The following is a 21,196-nucleotide window of genomic DNA, read 5'->3' on the forward strand; positions in this document are numbered from 1 at the left end:
CTTCAATAAAAAAACTGCATTTTTTTAAAGACAGAGCGAATCGTTAATAAAATAACACGTAATATATCATAAACAAGCTAGTAATATCAATAAATTCAGGAATCATATAATGTTTTAACAACACAAATCAGCAACAGTATTCTTTTTTTAGTTGACACAAAAGGATTTTACTTATATAGTTAGTTACATGAGTAGTTAACTAATCGCGACAATAAAATACTAGGAGGGGCACCAATGAATATAATATATCTAACAAAAAGTTGTAAGGTTCAGCTTGGAGAACAAATGGAAAGTTGGATCGAGTAAAGACTGTAGTAGTTCAAGTACTAAGTAAAGGATTTGGTAGCAACAAAATTACTCAAGCCGATTTTTATCCAGAATGGAGTGACGGTCTGATCGAGCAAAGGTACACTGCCGAATAATCTCAACTAGTGAATCTTCTTTACATCTAGCGGGAAATGTCTTAAAAAGTTCCATCGGTTATAGAAAATACTCTCTTAATAAAATGGATTCGCCATGCGAAAAAACATCTTACTGATCATTTGATTTTTTTATGATTTATGAAGACTTTTATCTTTTTTGATTGATTTATTGCTGACAAAATACTCAGTACATTTAACTTAGGTAAAAAAATCAGAACCTTGTTAATTGGTTAGCTTCACATTATAAAATCGGTTGCCGATTTTTGTTCCTTGTAAATCAAGTTTTCTTGATCATCCGTTTTATGGCTAAATATGATTGAACAAAAGAGAATGAACACTTCTTAATCACCGAACAAAGGCAGCCATAGATACCCGTCATTGTTGCATATTTGTTTTCAGAAATACCACCTCTATTCGACCATGCTTCTTTTGAGTGAAAGAAATCAATACTTTTGAAACTTGCTAACATCATATTCTCTCTTCCTTTCTAACCTATCGACTACTCATTTTAAGAATCTAGCCAAACTAATCGAAAGTTACATAGAATCAAGTATCCTCACTCCTCGATTTCTTTCTATAAACAGAAGGTTCAAATAAATTTGCGAGAGAAAATCATTAAGTCAAACTTTGGTGATTTAGTAAAATTTTGGAATCACTCTTCCGTCTTTCCATCGATTTATCGAGTAAACCATAAAAAAATATCAGAACTTCTACATTACTCGTGAGAAGTTCTGATATTTTTTCTACTATATATATAGATAAAAAATAGTTCTCTATTTAGCAGATTTTCACATCGTTAAAATGGTTTATCAAAGGGGTTAACAGTGGTAATTATTTTTCCACTTCCGCTTATAGCCTGAATTGACAGAGCAATCACAAGCCTGTATAGTTAATTGAATAAGTAGTTAACAGGTGTAGTGAGGTGTAAACATGCAATTTGATTTTTCAGGAGACAAACCGTTATTTCAACAAGTTGCCAATCAAATTTCTGAGGGAATACTTAACAACTCTTATCCAGAAGGCACACAGATTCCTTCAACTACAGAAATCGCCAAAGTTTATCACCTAAACCCAGCAACTGTTCTAAAAGGTATGAACTTATTAGTAGCTGAACATTTGATTGAAAAGAAACGTGGTCTAGGTATGTTTGTTTTGCCTGGTGCACAAGAAAAAATTCGTCAACAGCGAAAAGAAGAATTTTTAAATAAAGAAGTTTCGGATTTGATTATAGAAGCAAAAAAAATCGGTATTAGTGCTGAACAACTAAAAGAGTTAATTGAAAGAGGGTATGATGAATGAGCTTAGTTGTCAAATCCATAAGTAAAAACCAGCAAAATGAAAGCGTTCTAGATAATGTTTCCATTCAATTTGAACAAGGAAAAATCTATGGTTTATTAGGAAGAAATGGTGCTGGAAAAAGCACACTATTGAACATTATCAATAATCGGAGTTTCGCTACATCAGGAGAAATCCTATTAGATGGTACATCTATCTCGGAGAGTGAAGCTTCGTTAAATCATCTATACTTGATGAGCGAAGATAATCTATTCCCCTCTTTTTTTAAAATAAAAGAACTATTTAAAATCACTGAGCGCTTTTATGGGACATTTGATTGGGCGCTTGCTAAAGAAATGCTACATAAATTCGGTTTAAAAGCCGATCAGAGATTCAAGAAGCTATCAACAGGTTACCGCACGATCACAAAATTGATCATCGCCCTATCCGTTCCTTGTGAATATATTTTTCTCGATGAACCCGTTTTAGGTCTGGATGCCACACATCGCGACTTATTTTATTCCTATTTGATCGAAGTTTATCAACAACGATTATGCACGTTCGTGATTTCAACTCATTTGATTGAAGAAATTAAATACTGACCAACGCTCACACGACTGAAAAAGATTTACTTGATTTGCATTACTACGATCAATCTCATTTGATCAAAGATTTCAAAAAACATATCGGCTTCACACCACTCGAATTTGTCCAGCTTTGTAAAGAGATCAAAGCACAACCTTTTGATTAAATGGTACATCGTGAGCGAAGTGAGATGTCGTGTTTTTACAATACAGTCCAAAATCCTCATGCTATAGTGTGTCTATCAAGTGAAGGGAGATGAACTTATGAATACAATCAAATGGCAAGGGTTCTTACTTACGACTGCTGATATCAAGCGATCCAGAGATTTCTATGAAAATGTTTTAGGTCTAGAAGTGATTAGTGCAGTGGAAGACATGATCGAATTTGAAGACGGCTTTACGCTGTATGATAAAGATGCCTATATTAAAATCGTTGCTGGCGATCAAGCAGAAAGAGCTACTGGTAGGCATCTGAAAGTAACATCTCAACCAAACAATTTCCAATTATACTTTGAAGTAGAAAACTTAGAGGATTGGGTGAAAAAAATCACTTCTGATCCAGGAATCGAAGTGATCCATGATGCGTTGGAATATGACTGGGGGCAAAAAGTTTTTCGTTTTTATGATTATGACAAACATATTGTTGAAGTTTCAGAAAGCATCCAGAGTGTCTTCGATCGTCTCTATGCGCAAGGATTGAGCCTTTCAGAAATCGCTGAACGCTTCGGGGACTCAATAGAAACGATTCAAAAGCAGTTTCTGAAACAGTAAACGGTCAAACATTCGAATAAAAGATAACTCAACTAGGCAATCCAATCACTTTATATGCGAGTTGTTGGATTGCTATTTTCCCACGTTCATCTAACCGAATGGTGTCCAGCTACATTTCAGCTACTCACTGTTTCAAACAGCTCGCATACCATTTCACCGAAACGGATGTTGATTACCTTACGTTTTCAGTACTAATTAAAAGTTGTCAAAGAACTGCACAGCGTCCCCTAAGCCCCAATAATAACCAAAATATCTATCTCTAAGAAGTTTGTCTATTCTCAATCGATTTATAGGAAATCTTAGAGAATAGATTCATCACTAGGAAAACTAGAATATTCGAGGACAACGCAAGTAAAAATTGATCGAAACCAAAAATACTCCAGTTCAGTAGTATGACTATCCCATCTATGAAAAATAAGCCTGTAGAGAGTTTTATATTAAAATATTTTTTTAAAATGATTGGTGGAATCGAAGTTCCTCCACTAGAAGAATTTTGTGAATAAACAATGGACATCCCTATAGAAAAAATCAAACTACCCAAAACGATCGATGCAATTTTATTTTCAGTAAACATTATTTTAGGTACATAGGTTAATAATAACGGTAGAACTAAACTACCATATAAAACTTTTATAAATAATTTTTTTCCTAAATAAATGATTGCTAATAGCAACATAAGTGAATTTAAAGCAAGTACTATAAGTGAACGATCCACTTGAATAAGGTATTCAAGTAAAATTCCTAGACCGCTTGTCCCTCCAGCAGCAATGTAATGTGGGCCAAAAAACATATTTATACTAATTGAAAGTAGTAATAGCCCCAAAGTGATCGTTAAATATTTGAATAGATTTTTCATATAAGCCTCCTAATATTTTTAATGTAAGAACACAAAAAGGGATTAGATAAGAATATTCTTATCTAATCCCTTTGGATCCTCCGAAACTTTAATTAAGTTAACACATCTATTCTAAAAAGTAAACCTGTTAATTTTATTTTTTAATTTTGAATCACAGAATTACATCCATAGAAACAATTGAAACTAGTTTTTTATCCGGCAAAACTACTTTTGCTGATTGGCTTTCGTGGTTTGGTACACGATATGATCAAACTAAATAGGTATCTCTCCAATAAAATTTCGCGTTTCACTGCTTATTGCTTATAGTTGCATCTTTCTGTCTTCTTCTGATTTTTCAGTTAGTTGCTCGTTCACCTAACGGGTATTTTTTCTCTTACAATGAGCTCTTTACTGTTTCAAATAACTTGCATGAAAAGCGATATGTTGTTCCACAAACGTAGCAATGGTGAAATAGCTATGATCATAACCATCTTCTTTTTGATACATAACTTCATGTTTCGCTGATTCTGCCGCCGTTAAAAATGCGTCTTCGTTGAGTTGTACTTCATAAAATGGATCAGCTGTTCCTTGTGTGATCAAGATCGGTGGATAACTAACTCTTTCATTTTTGATCAATTCCGTTGCATCCCATTCCCGCCATGTCGCTCGGTCAGTACCAAGATACGCAGTAAATGCTTTTTGTCCCCATGGTACGTTTGAAGGGTTTGAGATTGGCGCAAAAGCAGAGATTGAAGTAAAGCGTGCTGGATTTTTTAGACCGATCACCAACGAACCATGCCCGCCCATCGAATGCCCCATGATACTTTCTTTCCCAGAAAGGTTTGGGATTAAAGAGTAGATGATCTCGGACAGCTCTTTTGTAAGATAGTCGTACATTTGGAAGTCTTTTTTCCACGGTTCTTGTGTCGCATTCAAGTAAAAACCCGCTCCTTGACCGAGATCCCAATCCTCACTGTCAGCAGCATCTCCTCGTGGTGATGTGTCCGGCATGACGAATGCAATCTGTTGTTCGGCAGCATATCGTTGGAACCCACCTTTGATACTGAAGTTATCATCTGTACTTGTTAAACCTGCTAACCACCAAATAAGTGGGATTTTTTGATTTTCATCAGTCGTTTCTGGTACATACACACTAAATGTCATCTCACAATGTAGTGTTTTTGACACATGACGGTATTTGATTTGCTGTCCGCCAAATGACCGATGTGCCTCAATTTTCTGTAGTTCCATCTGTGTCACCTCCATAAGTGAGCATCGTTCGAATCGATTCTCCACGATGCAATAGCTCAAGTGATTCATTGATTTGTGTGAAATCTAAACGATGGGTGATGAATGAATCTAAATCGATCTCCCCGTTCAAGTACTCTTCCACCATAGCTGGTAATTGGCTTCGTCCTTTGACTCCACCAAAAGCAGAACCACGCCAAACACGACCAGTTACCAGTTGGAATGGACGCGTGTGGATTTCTTTTCCAGCGCCCGCCACACCGATAATGATACTTTCGCCCCAACCTTTATGACAGGCTTCAAGTGCGGCACGCATGACTTCCACATTTCCGATACACTCAAAACTATAATCCACGCCGCCTTGCGTCATTTCGACGATGACTTCTTGGATCGGACGATCATGTGTCTTAGGATCAATGAAGTCTGTTGCGCCCATTTTTTGCGCTAACGGCCATTTTTCAGGATTCATATCGATGGCAATGATCCGTTTGGCATTGGCTTTTTTCAGTCCTTGGATCACCGCTAAACCAATCGCTCCTAGACCAAAAACAGCTGTAACAGCCCCTTCTTCAACCTTCGCAGTGTTTTCTACAGCACCTAATCCGGTTGTGACGCCACACCCTAATAATGGCACTGTATCGAGTGGTGCATCTTCTGTGATTTTTACCAGATTGATTTCATTGACGACGGTATACTCACTAAATGTACTCGTACCCATATAGTGATAAACTGGTTCGCCTTTGTAAGAAAAACGAGTCGTACCATCTGGCATCAGACCTTTTCCTTGCGTTTCACGGACAGCAGAGCATAAATTAGTTTTTCCTGACAAACAAAATTCGCATTTGCCACATTCAGGTGTATACAAAGGAATGACATGATCCCCTACTTTAACGGATGACACCTCTTCGCCGACTTTGACAACGATCCCTGCTCCTTCATGACCTAACACAGCAGGAAACACTCCTTCTGGATCTTCTCCTGATAACGTGAACGCATCGGTATGACAGACCGAAGTGTACAAAATTTTCACCATGACTTCTGTCGGTTTCGGATCAGCAACATCGATTTCAACGATTTCTAACGGTTTTCCAGGTTCAAATGCTACAGCAGCTCTACTTTTCAATTTTCTTCCTTCTTTCTTGTCTTGCTCCGATGGTTCTTAGCCATCAAGCGAATCCACGATCTTTCTCCCTCATCGTATCATAGGCTGTAGTTGGAAACAAAACTGACAAACTTGTCAGTATCCTCAATTTCTTTACTTCCCTTGATGAGCTTTGTATAATAGCAACTATTGCTGTCGAATAATTTATAAAAAGTGAGGATCACGATGTATCAATATAATGAAAAAGAGTTTACCAATACAAAAGATTTAGCTATGCACGTGCTTAGTGGAAAATACAAGATCGTCTTGATCTGGTGTTTTTTGCAACAACCGATTTTACGACTAAGCGAGATTGAGAAAATGTTACCAGAAGTCAACCAACGCATGTTGATCCGTCAATTAAGAGAATTAGAAGGGGATCATTTACTTACTCGTAAAGTCTATCCTGTAGTCCCACCAAAAGTAGAGTATCAATTGACAGAAATCGGTCGTGAGCTTTCAACGATCGTTCAACATATCTGTGATTGGGGCGATCATTATTATGAAGTCGTTGAAGGTCTTTCGGCGGATAAAGCGGATTGATTCTGTAAATAATGGAAAGATGATCTTTCTATCACAGTAGAGGCAGTTCTTGAGACAATAAAAATCCCATATAGTTGATAGCAGAATGAATGTCTTCTCTTATCGACTGTATGGGAAAGTGGGGAAGTATGTTTAAAAAGTCAGCTCAATCAAAACTCGAAGGTTGTCGCTTCTAAAAGGGTCACTTCATCTTGTAGATTTTTGTTGATTTTATAAGTCACTAATTTTTCACTCTGAGTGGGGCCAAGCATGTTGACTTTGCACAAGATCCAATAGTTTTTCCCAGCAACTACTTGTGTCCCTAATAGCGCAAAAGGTGTCGCTTCACTACTGTCCATTAACGTTTTACGGGCTTCTTCTACCAATTTCTTGTGTTCATCAGTGATCATTGGTGATTCCGGGATTGTGATCCCTCCGTCTACATTAGTCATACCTATCGCCTCCTAAGCTTATTTTAAAAGCGCTTACCGCTTCTTAAAATAAGCTTAATTCATTTTTAAAAAAACATCAAATAAAACAACTCAAGGAGTCCATACACTGAATGAATATTTTTACCCTTTTCCTATCCCCACCTATTCACCATACCATTTCCCACTACATTACAAACCATCAACATTCATATTATTCTAAAATACAGCTGATAAATAAGTATCATCAAAGTCCCAAAAACCTAATGAACCATAAAATCTCATCATGTTTTATTTGATCAATTAAATAACTTTAATACAAAATATAGATAACAATAGATACAAAAATAATAGAATTGCAAACAAAAAAACATACGCCAATCTTTGAAGACGGCGTATGCTCTCTTGGTCATACGATTTTCATTTACTCATTCAATAATGCGCGTTCCAAGATTGCTCCAGCTTGATGTTGCCCTTCTAAGTTTCTTTCACCAGAGAATTTTGCGATGCGGTCCATGTTTGTAATGACGACAATGACCATACTCTTTTTTCCTTGACTATGGATATAAGGTAAATCCATTTGAGCGATTTTAGTGTCCACAGTCACTTGGTCACCAACCTTTACAAGTACATCGAAACCTTCGCCATTCAAATTGACGGTATCGATCCCCATATGGACTAATACTTCTACCCCATTATTTGTTTTGATTCCTAACGCGTGCTTGGAAGGAAAAATCGTAGTGACTTTTCCGCTGACAGGTGCAAAAATCGCGCCATCGATTGATTCGATTGCAAAACCATCACCCATCATCTTTGTTGAAAAAACTTCATCTGGCACATCTTCTAAAGGAATATATTCCCCCTTAGCCACTGCGTGTAGATTGACTTCGTTTGTATATTCGGCGTCTTCTTCCTGTTCGTTTGGAACTAAGAAATAAGTGAGGACAAAAGAAGATACCAAGGCAATCACGATGCCAAGTACTGCAAAAACAAAATACTGACCAATATAAGCCGGTAAGCTAAAAATACTTGATAAAATATAGCCGTAGATTCGAACACCGAAGAAACTGATAAACGCCGAAGCAACCGAACTACCGACTGTTGCGGCGATAAACGCCTTCTTGTATTTTGATAAGATCCCGAAAAGCGCAGGTTCAGTGATCCCCAGTAGACCAGACACAGCAGAAGATAATACTAATGATTTTTCTTCTTTTGATTTCACTTTCAAGTAAATAGCCGCTGTCGCACCAGTGATCGCCATATTTGCCATAAACATCATCGGCATCAACATGTCATACCCTTGATTGGCAAAGTTTTGTAAAGCGATCGGTGTCATTGCATGGTGTAAGCCAGTAAAGATCGCGATTGGGCGAATAGCTCCTACCACGATGCCCGCTAAAACTGGCGAAATAGAGAATAACCACGCCACACCAGTTGCCAATAAATTACCTAGATGGATACTGATTGGTCCAATCACCGTTAACGTCAATAATCCTGCCACGAATAATGAAATTGTTGGTGTAAACACTGTTCGCAACACTTGTGGTAATAGCTTATCCACCCAACGGTAAATATAGCTGAGCGCTAGTACTGCAAATATGATTGGGATAACTGTCCCAGCGTAGTTGAAGACAGGGACTGGAATAATACCAAATAATTGAAAAGCAGAAATCGATCCTTCCGCAACCGCAGTCGTCATTGTTGGAAATTGCAAGGTTGCAGCAATCGCAATCGCTAAATACGGATTTGTTTTGAAGATTCGAGCGGCAGAAGCTGCGACGAAGAATGGCAAGAAAGTAAAGACGCCACTTGCAATCATGTCAATGATCAAATAGGTATCGGTCTGGTTCGAAATGACATTCAACGCCACTAGACCTGCCATCAATCCTTTGATCATTCCAGCACCAGCAATCGCTGGCACGATTGGTCCGAAAACACCTGAAACAGTATCCATAAATAAAGATACTACCCCTTTTTTCTCGCCTTCGTTTTGCTCTCTTGTTTCATCTAATCCTAATTCTTTCGCAATTGGTGCAAAGTAATCAGCCACTTCTGTCCCGATCACAACTTGCAGTTGTTCACTTTGATATTTTGTTCCCACCACTTTTGGTGTTTTTTCCAATGCAGCATAGTCTACTTTTTTCTCATCTTTTAAATCAAACCGTAAACGTGTCATACAATGCCACGCGTTGTTGATATTACTTGCTCCACCTACGTGTTGTATGATTTGTTTTGCTATTTCTTCATGCTTCACTTGTTCTCCGTTGCCAAAAATCTATAAATATTTCTAACCAACTATAAAAGTTGCCAGATCAATGTTTATTTCCTGTTTCTCCGTGTCCGATTTCGCTATGCTCTTGCTACTCTCGTTTGGTCCAACACTCCACAGGCGTCAATTCGGATACAACGAATCCTATCATTCTACGTTTTTTATTTGATTAAAAACTCATAGATAAAGTACGTTAAGCCGCTAAAGTCAGGCTGCTTTTTACCATCTTGTTCTGTTGTATAAATCCATAGAACTTTCACTACTAATTTGGCTAAATGCTTATCTTTAATCATTATCCCTATATCCAATGTTTCTACAATCATTTTCGATCGTTTGGTTTTCGCGATCTCTATCGTTGTTGAATGGACATAGTTCTGACAAAGAATTGCTAGTTTTCGCTGTATCTGTCGATTTTTTTCTAATTTATAGATGTTACATGTTTTGACAAATCGAATTCCCTCCTTATACCTCTCTTATTTTGAGAAAATTTGCGCTGTAACCGACGCAAAAGCGCTCAACCTTCTTATTTTTTATTTCCGTTTAGTCAATGTTTTTGTAGATACTACCATTCGATACAGCTGATAAAGCTTTGATTCCAAGATTGATTTATGGCAAAAGAAATTCATGAATCAGTATTTTTTATCTTCATTGATAGTTGTTCAACTAAATCAATCGCCGTTTTTCTCTTTTCAAAACTAAAATACGCCATATCTAGCAGTTTAACGCTAATTTTATAAAGTTAATTGTTATTCTCCCCCTTATTCTCAAAAAACAATCATTCTTGTTTCCGCTTTCACCCAAATAGTAGCATGAGGAACACTTCTTGTAAAACCAGTCCTTTTTATATAAAAACAACATAAAATACTTATATATCAACGTTTTAAAACAAATAACGAGAAAATTGGACTGGTTTTTACTTAGTTAGGATGTTTTTATTAGACCAAATTGACAGGATGTTCTTTCCCATGTTTCAATGAGGATGCACATGATTCATATTTATGTATATTGGAGTGAAAAAAATGACACCAACGATCATTACAAATATAAAAAGTTACGCTATCAAGCCAGATCGTCATAACTTGTTAGTCGTAAAAGTTGAAACAGATAAAGGCGTGACTGGTTTCGGTTGTGGCACTTTTCAATTTCGTCCTTTAGCTGTCCAAACCGTCGTAGAAGAATACTTAAAGCCTTTATTGATTGGGCGCGACGCGAATCAAATCGAGGACCTTTGGCAAGTCATGAATGTCAATTCATACTGGCGGAATGGTCCAATCACGAACAACGCCATTTCCGGTGTCGATATGGCGCTCTGGGATATTAAAGGAAAAATCGCTGATATGCCATTGTACCAGTTATTCGGTGGGAAAGCTCGAACAGCAATCCCTGCGTATACACACGCTGTCGCAGATAATTTAGAAGACCTTGATCGTGAAATCGAGACATTTCTCGCACAAGGATACCGCTATATCCGATGTCAATTAGGTTTTTATGGAGGAAATCCAACGAATTTGGCTACACCTGACAACCCGCTTGCCGGTTCTTATTTTGATCAAGAAGACTACATGCAAACAACTTTGTCGATGTTTGAACACATCCAAAACAAATATGGGGATCGTTTCCAAATGTTGCATGATGTACACGAACGCTTGCATCCGAATCAAGCGATACGCTTTGCGAAAAAAGCAGAGAAGTATAATCTGTTCTTTTTAGAAGATATTTTACCGCCAAATCAAAATGAATGGTTAGCTCAATTGCGGAGTCAAGCGACGACACCGATTGCTACTGGAGAATTGTTCAATAATCCAATGGAATGGAAAGAATTAGTTCGCAATCGTCAGATCGACTATATGCGTGCGCATGTCTCACAAATCGGCGGCATCACGCCCGCCTTGAAATTGGCACACTTTTGCGAAGCAATGGGGATACGAATCGCTTGGCATACGCCATCGGATATCACGCCGATCGGCCTAGCAGTCAATACGCATTTGAATATCCACTTGCATAATGCGGCGATCCAGGAAAACATCGACGTTCCTGAAAACACAAAAAAACTTTTCGGGAATATTCCAGCGCCAGAAAAAGGCTTTTTCTACCCGATCGAACAAAGCGGAATCGGTGTCACATTCAATGAAGAACAAGCGGCAGAATTTCCAGTTGTCTATCGCCCACACGAATGGACGCAAAGCCGTACACCAGACGGCACGATCGTAACACCGTAATCCCAAAAAAGCTATCATTACACGAAACATGTAAGGATAGCTTTTTTTGTCCGCTGTATTCCTATTATTACAATAATGAATACACGTGTACATCTTAGTAGCTTTTTATGTAAAACACAGTTTTTAAAAATCAATTTCTAAAGAATAATCTAAAATCTGTTTGACTTGGAGAAAATCGTCTCCTCTTAGACGGTCAATAAATTCATTACTAATAATCCGGTCAGTATCAAAGCTATGAATTTGAGTGGTATTCACTCTTCCACGTATCTTATAATCAATCAAAGAAACATACCCAGGAAAGTTGTGCCCCCCAGTCGTTACAGGACAGACAATAATATAGTTCGTTTTTTATTGTAAGCATTTGAGGAAACAACTAAAGGCGGGTGCTTCTCTCTTACTTCCCTGCCAAAAGAAGGCGTAAAATTAAGACAGATCAAATTACCTTGTTGAGGTTCATACATTTTTTTCAATCTCCTCTTTTGCTATTGTTTGCCATACTTCATCTTCATCCTTTGGAAATGGTTCATCCGATAAAAATGGATTTTCTATTTTGGGTGTGAATATTAATCCTCCATTCTTAGATTTATATACAACATATTCTGATCCAGCTTCAACATGATACTGTTTAGGAATTGAAATAGAAATAGAATTCCCTACTTTACAAGCTTTTACATTAATCATCATTTATCACTCCTTACAAAACAAATTTCAACATGTAAAACCTAATTTTACAACGTAAAAGATACTAGTATAAAAATAAATCAATAGAGTGTCTCAGACCTTCATAATCTTTCAATTAATGTCACGTTCTCATTAAAAACTTATTGAATATTGACTTAAAAAAGGCATATACTCAATTTAAATCACAATAATAATTTCAAGGAGAATGAACATCTATGCCGAATAAAACACAACTTGGGAGTAAACTTATTCAAGTTATTTGGTTGTTACAACTATTAGCTTTGTATACTTTTTTCCTAACAACTAACGATCAATCATACCAGCTATCGAATCTGATCATAAAGTTACTTATCATGCTCTCTCTAGGTTTACAGAGTTTTTTTATACGCAGTAATAGGAACTATAAATTTGGTATTATCTTTACATATAATCAATCAATAATAGCTCAAATAGTTGAAAGACTCATTTGGTTACTACTTATTGTAAGTTATTTTTTTGTATTTTATATTTTCTATTTTAAATAACAATCATAACTTGCTCCACTTATCAAGCAGTTGTTATAAAGGCACTGATGATTTTGTTTTACGTCTCATCAGTGCTATCTTCATAATTACTATCAACTAATTCCCTTTAATGTTTTCTTCTTTTCTTTAAAAAAATCTACATTTTTACAGGAATTTTTTTCTTAAGCTATTTTTGATTCTAAGCAAACCCTCAATCAATCCTCGACCGATGAATCTCACGATCAAAGGGCCGGATGTATGTCACTGAGTAGTCGATGGCAATGATACTGCTGTATTCATAGACTTGCCCATCTTCTAAGATGGCACGATTCGTGATTTGCATGGCTGGTGTGCCGCGTTTACATAGTAAGATTTTCGATTGGTCTTTGGAAGTCGTGATTGGGTCGTAACTCGTGATATAATGAGAGATTCGATAGCCTTTTTGTTCCACGTATTTTTGGATGGAATGTTCAACGACTTCTTGTGAAAGGTCTGGAAATAACGCTACCGGCATTTTTGAGATCTCTAACTGCTCGATTTTGTAGTCCACGATCCGGATACGTTCAAATGTCCAAACTTCAGCGCCTTCATCGAGTTGAAAAATTTTTTGTTCATCTGCTGTTGCTGGTGCTTTTTTTAACCCAATCATTTTTGAATCGATCCGATCGTAAGGTGTGCGGGTCAAAGAATTGAAGATCAACGGATTCTTGACCCATTTTTCATGGATAAAGATACCGGAACCTTGAACAACACGAACAATACCGATTTCTTCTAGATTTTTGATTGCTTGTTGGATCGTAAAGCGAGAAACATGATAGATCTCTGCTAGTTTCCGTTGATTCGGTAATTTTCCATCTTTGAATTCTTCTTGATAGATCTTGCTTAATAAATCCTGAACGATGAATTCTCGTTTTTTCATGCGATTCTCCTTTACGTGTTACATTTACTTCTTTATCTTAACAAAATAATTGCTGATCACAAGCCGCTCATAAAGATTCAGCGGAGAACGAAAAATATTTAGAGCAAAAAAGCCACAAAAATTGACAAAAAGAGCAATTTTTGTGGCTTCATCTGATAAATTGAATGTGGCTCTCTCTTTTATCTGCTTAATTCAAGCGTAGTTCTTGACCAGGATTAAAAAAGAAGTCATCCATCGTCATGCCATTCAATGACAAGATTGTTTCGACTGGTACGCCAGTCCGTTGAGCAATTTGATTTGGCCCTTCGCCTTCACGTACAACTGTTGTAGCTGCTTGATTGGCTTGGTTGCTCGTATCTTCTGTTGATTGTGCCGTGTACTGATTGACTTGTGCCTCTGACGTTTCTGTTGTTTCTGGTGTTGCTTCCGTCGACGGAGTTGTCTCTTCCGAGGAAGATTCACTGCTAGGAGTTGCTGCTTGAAGTTCTGCACTTGTCCGTAGATAAATATCAGAGATTCTAGCTACTTGTGCTGTATAGTTTGCAGACAACTGATTGATCATCGTATCTAAGTCAATGCCTTCTTTGTTGGGCGCCTCTTGGTACATCCCGCGTAATTTACTGATTCCTTCATCTGACAAAGCTTGAAGTTCTCTTGCTTTTTGATTAGCAATGACTGAAAGTCCATTGACACCGTCTTGATTGTTTTGGATCTCCGCTTGATACTCTTCAATCAATGCAGGTGTTCTTTCTTCAATTTTCTTTGAATAATCCGCAACGACTGCTTGTAGTTGTTCAGAAACAGATCCTGAAGGTTCTGTTGCTTCACTGCTTTCTTGGGTTGATTCAGTATCTGATGAAGCAGTTGTTGATTCTGTAGTCGATTGAGTCGTTTCGCTTGTCGATGCTGCCGAATTTTCACTGGCGTTATTTCTACTATGGAGATATAATCCAGTCCCTGCACCAACCAGTAGTAAGACTACTGCAACAGCTGCGCCGATTTTTATCATACGCATGCGTGACTCTTGTTTTTGTTGTTGTCTTCGAGCTGATCGAACATTCCCACGCTGTTCATTTTCTTCATTCATTTTTTGTTTCACCACCTGTTATTTATGCAAAAAAAATAGCGTTATCAATTTTCTTATATTCCTATTGTAGCAAATAATGTGTGTTATGAACATTTTTTATTATGTTATCGCTGAAGAAAAATCACCATTTTTGATGATTCCAAGATTCCCCGTCGATTTCTCCTTGCAACTGCTCGATCCGCTCATTGATTTCGACAAATAAGCGTGACATTTCATGAAGTAACGCTTTTCCTTCATAATCAGCTTGTTGACTTAATTCGGCTAATTGTTCTGCCAGCCATTGATCCATCATAAGCTTCTTCCTTTCATCTCCTGTAAGATAAATGTGAGATCTTCAATATTTTCTTTTGCTTCTTCTAACATATCCCCAATCATTTGTTGCTTTGCGGGTTCTTTTTCCTTAATGATTTCGTTTTGCGCAAAACGTTCGATAAACCAATCGATCCGATTGATAAGTGAAGGTTTCTCAACTAACGATAGATATTGCTGATAGCTGATCAAGCGTTCAAATCTTTGTTCTTCAGTCAAGTACATGAACTGTGCCAAGACAAACGGAGGCAAAAAGGTCATCTGGAATTTATGGGCGATTCGCTGATAGGGACGTAAAAATTCAGAGATCGTATATTCTTCTTTCCCACCTGCTTGATATTCTTTTTCACTCACGCCAGTTGTCAAAACGATACCTAGTTCCTTACCTGATAAGACTTGCGTTGCTGATTCCAATACTTGGTCTTGCCACATTTTCAAATGCGCTGGGGCGCTATACCAATAAAAAGGAAATTGGAAGATGATCCGATCATGCTCTTTCAATAAAGCAAGTTCAGTCTGAAGATCAATTTTCCCATCTGGATAGCAAGCTTCTAAATGATGCCAAGTAGCAGATAAATGAATGGAAGCTTCTTTAAAAAATTGTTGGTTCAACGATGTTTCAATTGTCGGATGACTGACAATAATCAATGTTTTCATGACTTTCTCCTCCCGCTTTCTAGTCTAGCATATCCTTAGAAAAACCCAGTAAACGATGCCCTTGCTTCTTTAGGTTGCCCAAGAAATAATGGCTTGTTCCTCTAACTGCTTTTTCAATTGTTCTGCGGAAACCCCTTTTATCTTTTCATTATTCATGCGTTTACGATAACTGGTAGCTGTCTCGCCAGTGAATTTCTTGAACATTCGGCTAAATACGACCAAACTATTGAAACCCACTTGATAAGCGATTGCTTCAACTGATTCTTCTGTCAACGACAAGAGAAATGCGGCTCGATTGATGCGAACGCCAATCATATACTCTTTGATACTGATACCTAATTGATTTTTGAACACCCGCGATAAATGACTGCGATTGACAGCCAAGTGTTGTGCGATGGCTTCAACTGTCAGACGTTTCGAATAGTGTTCTTCGATATACTGGATCGTATCGATTGCCAATGAAGAGTAGTTTTTCTGTTCGCCCAAACGTATATGACCGCCATCTTCTAGAAGAAGCGCCAAAAGCTGATATGTCAAAGCATTCAGTTGTAATTCATCTGCTAAGTTTTCTGGCGAATAATTCATACATGCTAAAATAATCTCAACATATTTTGAAATTTCTGAGGAGACCATGGTGTATTGATCTTCTTTGAACAACGAATGATGGATGATTTTGTCTGCCACGGGTCCGCCAAAAGAAATCCAACTGTACACCCATGGCTCTTCTCCATCCGCTAAGTAAAAGGTTGCATCTCCTGGACGAATCAAAAATAAGTCACCTTTTTTCAACTGATATTGCCGATCCTTCACACGATAGATCCCTTTTCCTTCCATGACGATATGTAAAATATAATCATGACGGATGGCTGGGCCAAAGGAATGGAATGGAAGTGTTTTCGAAAATCCACAAAAATCAAAGTACAGCTCTTTGGACAATGGTTGATGTTTATTTTTTAAAAAAATTGCTTTTTCCAACTTACGCCACCTACTTTTTCAGAGTCTTCTGACTAAAGTCTACTACAGATGCAACAAAAAGTTAAATAGTACTCACAGAAATACCTGTTATCGTAAGCGATTTCTTGGTAAAGTAAGAGTACAAAAACATTTTCTATGTGATAATGTAAACGGTTTACTCAACCGCATATCATAGCGAACTCATTCTGTTAAAAAACAGCGAATATCTCAGCCTCATAAAGAAAGGAAGCTTGAAAAAATGAATATCACAGAAAAAACATTTGGATCTTCCGCTAAATTGATCACTTTAACCAATCAACATGGCACATCACTTGCGGTCACTGATTTAGGCGCACGGATCGTCAGTTTAAGATTCAATGACCGAGAATTAGTTCTGGGCTTTGATTCAGCAGAAGAATATCTCGAAAAAGACGCCTTTATCGGAGCAACGATCGGACGAACAGCTGGACGGATCGATGCAGGTAAATTCACTCTTGCAGGTCAGAACTACCAACTACCTGTCGATCCAGCAACTGGACATTCCTTACATGGTAGCACACCAAGCTTTGAAGAAAAAACATGGTCATACGAAATCCTTAATGGGGAACAAGAAGCCACTGTGATCTTTACCATGACAAGCCCTGACCAAGAGCATGGTTTTCCCGGGAACTTATCTGTAGAAGTCCACTATACGCTCACAGAAGATAATATTTGGCGTGTGACAACGAAAGCAGTCAGCGATCAACTGACACTTTTTAATCCAACAAATCATGTTTACTTCAACTTGAGTGGCGACGTGACGCAACCAATCGATGAACATACGCTATGGGTCAACAGCCATGCGTTTGCCGCTTTAAGACCAGACAGTATTCCGACAGGCGAACAAGTCGAAGTTACCGGAACACCGTTTGATTTCCAAACACCAAAAAAACTGTCGACTGTTTTCACCAGCGACTTTCCACAAAAAGAGTTATTTGATGGTATCGATCATCCCTTCTTCTTAAAGGAAACAGGGTTAGATAAAACTGTTGCTACGCTCTTGAGTCCGGATGAAACAATCCAAGTCAGTGTCCGTACTGATGCTCCAAGCATCGTCATTTTCACTGCTAACTTTGGGGAAGATACACCTGAAATGCGAGGCAAACGCCTAGCTGACCACGGTGGGATCACCTTTGAAACACAAATCGCTCCTGGGGCAGAACGTTATCCTTCCTTTGGCGATATGTCTTTGGCACCTCAAACACCATTTGAGACCATTACAGAATTCAAACTTAAAACAAGAGAGGAACAAAAATGATGAATAAACCAACACACTTAACGACAAAATTCAATGAATTATTTGGAGAAAAACCTACAACAAATTATTTTTCACCCGGCAGAATCAACTTGATCGGTGAACATACAGACTACAATGGTGGCCATGTCTTTCCTGCATCGATCACTTATGGCACTTACGGAGTTGCCGCTCGCCGTGAAGACAATAAGGTAGTCGTCTACTCAACAAACTTCGAAGAAATCGGTGTGATCGAGTTTACGCTTGATGATTTAACATTTGATAAAAAAGACAACTGGGCAAATTATGTCAAAGGAATGATCTTGAAATTAAAAGAAGCAGGTTATACCATCGATCAAGGATTTGAATTGGTGATTGAAGGAACGATCCCAAATGGTGCGGGGCTTTCTAGTAGCGCCTCATTAGAATTATTAGTTGGGATTGTTTTGGAAGATCTATTTGATTTAGCCATCGATCGTTTGACACTCGTTCAAACTGGTAAAAAAGTAGAAAATGAATTCATTGGTGTCAATTCAGGGATCATGGATCAATTTGCGATCGGTTTTGGTGAGGTCGATCAGGCAATCTTACTAGATACAAATACACTACACTATGAAATGGTGCCAGTTAAATTAGATGGTTATGCTGTGGTCATCATGAACACAAACAAACGACGTGAATTAGCGGATTCAAAATATAATGAACGTCGTAGCGAATGTGAGGAAGCCTTGAAACGTCTACAAACAAAACTAGCTATCAAAGCATTAGGTGAATTGGATGAAGCGACTTTCGAAGCCAACACTGACTTGATCGGTGATGATATCTTGATCCGTCGTGCACGTCATGCAGTCACTGAAAATCAACGAACACTAAAAGCAAAAGCTGAATTAGAGCAAGGAAACCTAGAAGCATTTGGTCAATTATTGAATGACTCTCATTACTCGCTCCGTCATGATTACGAAGTCACAGGTATTGAATTAGACACACTTGTAGATGCCGCACAAGCACAACCAGGTGTATTAGGCGCACGAATGACCGGAGCAGGCTTTGGCGGCTGTGCGATTGCTTTAGTCAAAGAAGAGGAGATCCCAGCCTTTAAAGAAAATGTTCATGCGCGTTATTTAGAGGTTGTAGGATATGAGCCAGAGTTCTATGTGGCACATATTGGAAGTGGTACGACGAAAATTTAAATAAAAACAAAGACACGCGTCTGGGTTTGGCAAACTACCAAACTCAGGCGCATATTTTATTCAAGCATGATTTTGAATCTCGTTTAAATAATCTATAAAAATGTAAAAATCAGCAATCGGTTCTCTGTATAGACATACCTATACCAGTTATTTCAGACAATTCATCCAAACTTAAGTAACTACCAGTTTTTACAATTTGGTTATCGATTTCAACGATCTGTAAACTTTTTATATCGCCCGTGCGCAATAAATTGAAAACTTGAGGATTCTCAATAAAAGGTAAAATCGAATAACTCAAAAAAAATAAATTTGTTTCTAGTTTCTTTCCCTTTGTATGACTATAAAACTCTTTTGTAGCCAAATCTTCATGTAATGATTTGAACACGTAGAGTTCTTCATCATCAACTTGCTCAAATACATAATATGAAATGATCATTCTTTTATTGCCACTCTCCTTCATTTTCTTATCAGGGCATCAACAACGGCACCTCCAAGGGGTTTATACGCATAATATACGATTCTTCAAAGATTTAATCAAAAGGCTGGCGGAAATGTATAGTAACGATATCTATCATTTCTACTATACTTCATTTTCTTAGCGTTGATCCGCACCATTGTATCATTAGCTAAAATACTTAGTCACTCGCAGAATAGCGAATTCTTTTTCACAAAAAAAGACAGAAAGAAGCTATATGCATTCTTTCTGTCCCAATCATTCTAAAATTTTTTTATTCCTCGTGTCACTATTCTGTCTTGCAACTCTACTAAGAGTTCAGTCGTTTATCCTAAGATCTCAACAATTGCTTTGTTGAATTCAGGCAAATCATCTGGTGTACGGCTAGTGACTAATTGATTATCGATCACTACTGCTTCGTCTTTGACATTTGCGCCAGCGTAAGCCACATCTGGACGTACCGTGTCGTAAGCAGTCATCGTTCTGCCTTCTGTTAGACCTGTTTGGATAAACAATTGTGGACCATGACAGATAGCAAATAACGGTTGGTCATTTTTCAAGAAGTAAGTAACGAAATCAACAAAACGTTGATCCTTACGTAATTGATCAGGTGAAAAACCTCCTGGGATCAAGAGCGCATCGAAATCTTCAGGAGAAACTTCATCAATGCTGCGATCGATCGTGAACTCGCCACCTTTTTTGCCTTTGATTGTTTGGTTTGCTTCAAAACCAATCGTTGTCACTTCATTCCCTGCATTTTCCAACGCTTCTTTTGGTGAAGTTAATTCAACATCTTCGACTAAATCAGTTACGATTGCTGCAATTTTTTTTGCCATTTTTCCTCTTCCTTTCTTATCGCTTGATTCTAGCCTAAAGGATTTCAGAAAAGTGTGCAAATCATCTGTTTATGATTTATAACTTATTTTATTTAAAAGAATAAATGCTACTTTCCCTTTTAAAGTTACGCACCTAATTTTTTTCGAACAATCGCTTCGGTCAATGTCTTTGAAAAATTCAGATGCATTTCTTTACCTAACTTATCTGCCCATTTTGGGATCGTTAATGTTTTTTTACAGGTTCCTCTGATCCTAAGTATTCTGATAAATCAACAGAGACCATTGAAATAAATGACTTTTCAGCATCATACTCTAATGTGAATTCGGCATCATTTTTAAAAGGATTATTCTCTATCAGTGACAATGAACTGATAAAAGATGGCGCAGGTAACGTTCGCTCTTCTTCTATCTCGTCCGCCAAAAGGATACCTAAATAATCAGATGCATTTTCGATTGCTTCAGAAATATCAGATCCGCTTGTACCAGCCATCTCCGAAAAATCTGGAAAGAAAACAGAAAATCCCGAGTCATAACCTTCACTTGTTTCTAAATAGAATAATGCCGGATATGAAACAAGCATGTTTTCCACCCCTCTCTTAAGAAGCAGAAACAGAGTTAT

At 37.7% G+C, this 21,196-nt stretch carries 21 protein-coding genes and 1 pseudogene; 8 read left to right on the forward strand and 14 right to left on the reverse strand.

What is annotated here, in order from left to right:
- Window positions 1-293: 293 nt before the first annotated feature.
- The 4 genes from JZO83_RS14495 (at window position 294) to JZO83_RS09800 (ending at window position 3,052) form a co-directional block, all read left to right on the forward strand.
- Window positions 294-422 carry a hypothetical protein gene (locus JZO83_RS14495; protein ID WP_277990900.1) on the forward strand — a complete coding sequence of 43 codons (129 nt, stop codon included), beginning with the start codon at window positions 294-296 and terminating at the stop codon, window positions 420-422.
- 930 nt (window positions 423-1,352) lie between these two features.
- Complete coding sequence (locus JZO83_RS09790) at window positions 1,353-1,721, forward strand: GntR family transcriptional regulator (RefSeq protein WP_206855505.1); 369 nt, start codon at window positions 1,353-1,355, stop codon at window positions 1,719-1,721.
- Entirely contained in the window at window positions 1,718-2,299 is a 582-nt protein-coding gene (locus tag JZO83_RS09795; RefSeq protein WP_207115637.1) for an ABC transporter ATP-binding protein, read from the forward strand. Before JZO83_RS09790 ends, JZO83_RS09795 begins: the two co-directional genes overlap by 4 nt.
- A 246-nt stretch (window positions 2,300-2,545) precedes the next feature.
- Entirely contained in the window at window positions 2,546-3,052 is a 507-nt protein-coding gene (locus tag JZO83_RS09800) for a VOC family protein (protein WP_206855494.1), read from the forward strand.
- Between the two features lie 259 nt (window positions 3,053-3,311).
- Here JZO83_RS09800 and JZO83_RS09805 read toward each other — a convergent pair whose 3' ends face one another.
- From JZO83_RS09805 to JZO83_RS09815, 3 genes are all read right to left on the reverse strand, one after another.
- Window positions 3,312-3,908 carry a YitT family protein gene (locus tag JZO83_RS09805; protein ID WP_206855492.1) on the reverse strand — a complete coding sequence of 199 codons (597 nt, stop codon included), beginning with the start codon at window positions 3,906-3,908 and terminating at the stop codon, window positions 3,312-3,314.
- A 387-nt stretch (window positions 3,909-4,295) separates the two neighbouring features.
- Entirely contained in the window at window positions 4,296-5,138 is an 843-nt protein-coding gene (gene fghA / locus JZO83_RS09810) for an S-formylglutathione hydrolase (protein ID WP_206855491.1), read from the reverse strand.
- Window positions 5,119-6,258 (reverse strand): S-(hydroxymethyl)glutathione dehydrogenase/class III alcohol dehydrogenase, encoded by a 1,140-nt coding sequence (locus JZO83_RS09815; RefSeq protein ID WP_206855488.1) that lies wholly within the window; start codon window positions 6,256-6,258, stop codon window positions 5,119-5,121. The genes fghA and JZO83_RS09815 overlap by 20 nt, the downstream gene beginning before the upstream one ends.
- Before the next feature lie 204 nt (window positions 6,259-6,462).
- Between JZO83_RS09815 and JZO83_RS09820 the strand changes: the two genes are divergently transcribed.
- The gene (locus JZO83_RS09820) at window positions 6,463-6,819 is read left to right on the forward strand and encodes a helix-turn-helix domain-containing protein (RefSeq protein WP_206855486.1); all 357 of its coding nucleotides are present in this window, start codon (window positions 6,463-6,465) and stop codon (window positions 6,817-6,819) included.
- Window positions 6,820-6,968: 149 nt separating this feature from the next.
- On the opposite strand, the gene JZO83_RS09825 is transcribed toward JZO83_RS09820, so the two are convergent.
- On the reverse strand, window positions 6,969-7,250 hold the full coding sequence (locus JZO83_RS09825) for a hypothetical protein (RefSeq protein WP_206855484.1): 282 nt from the start codon (window positions 7,248-7,250) through the stop codon (window positions 6,969-6,971).
- Window positions 7,251-7,650: 400 nt separating this feature from the next.
- Window positions 7,651-9,480, reverse strand: a complete 1,830-nt coding sequence (locus JZO83_RS09830; protein ID WP_207115638.1) for a glucose PTS transporter subunit IIA — start codon at window positions 9,478-9,480, stop codon at window positions 7,651-7,653.
- A 1,034-nt stretch (window positions 9,481-10,514) separates the two neighbouring features.
- Between JZO83_RS09830 and JZO83_RS09835 the strand changes: the two genes are divergently transcribed.
- On the forward strand, window positions 10,515-11,714 hold the full coding sequence (locus JZO83_RS09835) for an enolase C-terminal domain-like protein (RefSeq protein WP_207115639.1): 1,200 nt from the start codon (window positions 10,515-10,517) through the stop codon (window positions 11,712-11,714).
- A gap of 453 nt (window positions 11,715-12,167) precedes the next feature.
- On the opposite strand, the gene JZO83_RS09850 is transcribed toward JZO83_RS09835, so the two are convergent.
- The 6 genes from JZO83_RS09850 to JZO83_RS09875 all read right to left on the reverse strand — a co-directional run bounded on the left by JZO83_RS09850 (window position 12,168) and on the right by JZO83_RS09875 (window position 16,845).
- A complete protein-coding gene (locus JZO83_RS09850; protein ID WP_242542572.1) occupies window positions 12,168-12,395 on the reverse strand; it encodes a hypothetical protein in 228 nt (75 codons plus the stop codon).
- Window positions 12,396-13,109: 714 nt separating this feature from the next.
- Window positions 13,110-13,817 carry a GntR family transcriptional regulator gene (locus JZO83_RS09855; protein WP_207115640.1) on the reverse strand — a complete coding sequence of 236 codons (708 nt, stop codon included), beginning with the start codon at window positions 13,815-13,817 and terminating at the stop codon, window positions 13,110-13,112.
- A gap of 187 nt (window positions 13,818-14,004) precedes the next feature.
- Window positions 14,005-14,904 carry a LysM peptidoglycan-binding domain-containing protein gene (locus tag JZO83_RS09860; protein WP_207115641.1) on the reverse strand — a complete coding sequence of 300 codons (900 nt, stop codon included), beginning with the start codon at window positions 14,902-14,904 and terminating at the stop codon, window positions 14,005-14,007.
- 121 nt (window positions 14,905-15,025) lie between these two features.
- Window positions 15,026-15,196, reverse strand: a complete 171-nt coding sequence (locus JZO83_RS09865) for a hypothetical protein (RefSeq protein ID WP_207115642.1) — start codon at window positions 15,194-15,196, stop codon at window positions 15,026-15,028.
- Entirely contained in the window at window positions 15,193-15,870 is a 678-nt protein-coding gene (locus JZO83_RS09870) for an NAD(P)H-dependent oxidoreductase (RefSeq protein ID WP_207115643.1), read from the reverse strand. Before JZO83_RS09870 ends, JZO83_RS09865 begins: the two co-directional genes overlap by 4 nt.
- A 69-nt stretch (window positions 15,871-15,939) precedes the next feature.
- Complete coding sequence (locus JZO83_RS09875; protein WP_207115644.1) at window positions 15,940-16,845, reverse strand: AraC family transcriptional regulator; 906 nt, start codon at window positions 16,843-16,845, stop codon at window positions 15,940-15,942.
- Between the two features lie 238 nt (window positions 16,846-17,083).
- Here JZO83_RS09875 and JZO83_RS09880 point away from each other — a divergent pair, with 238 nt between their 5' ends.
- Window positions 17,084-18,121 carry an aldose epimerase family protein gene (locus tag JZO83_RS09880; protein WP_206855464.1) on the forward strand — a complete coding sequence of 346 codons (1,038 nt, stop codon included), beginning with the start codon at window positions 17,084-17,086 and terminating at the stop codon, window positions 18,119-18,121.
- Window positions 18,121-19,287 carry a galactokinase gene (locus JZO83_RS09885; RefSeq protein ID WP_206855463.1) on the forward strand — a complete coding sequence of 389 codons (1,167 nt, stop codon included), beginning with the start codon at window positions 18,121-18,123 and terminating at the stop codon, window positions 19,285-19,287. The genes JZO83_RS09880 and JZO83_RS09885 overlap by 1 nt, the downstream gene beginning before the upstream one ends.
- Before the next feature lie 109 nt (window positions 19,288-19,396).
- Here the strand turns inward: JZO83_RS09885 and JZO83_RS09890 are convergent, their stop codons facing one another.
- The 3 genes and pseudogenes from JZO83_RS09890 to JZO83_RS09900 all read right to left on the reverse strand — a co-directional run bounded on the left by JZO83_RS09890 (window position 19,397) and on the right by JZO83_RS09900 (window position 21,157).
- Window positions 19,397-19,723: an arsenic metallochaperone ArsD family protein gene (locus JZO83_RS09890; protein WP_206855462.1), complete on the reverse strand. Its 327-nt coding sequence runs from the start codon at window positions 19,721-19,723 to the stop codon at window positions 19,397-19,399.
- A gap of 344 nt (window positions 19,724-20,067) precedes the next feature.
- On the reverse strand, window positions 20,068-20,577 hold the full coding sequence (locus tag JZO83_RS09895) for a type 1 glutamine amidotransferase domain-containing protein (protein WP_206855461.1): 510 nt from the start codon (window positions 20,575-20,577) through the stop codon (window positions 20,068-20,070).
- A gap of 125 nt (window positions 20,578-20,702) precedes the next feature.
- A pseudogene (locus tag JZO83_RS09900) lies at window positions 20,703-21,157 on the reverse strand (type II toxin-antitoxin system HicB family antitoxin).
- Window positions 21,158-21,196: the final 39 nt, after the last annotated feature.

This window comes from Enterococcus sp. DIV1298c, from assembly GCF_017316315.1.
GTDB classification, from domain to species: Bacteria; Bacillota; Bacilli; order Lactobacillales; family Enterococcaceae; genus Enterococcus_B; species Enterococcus_B mangumiae.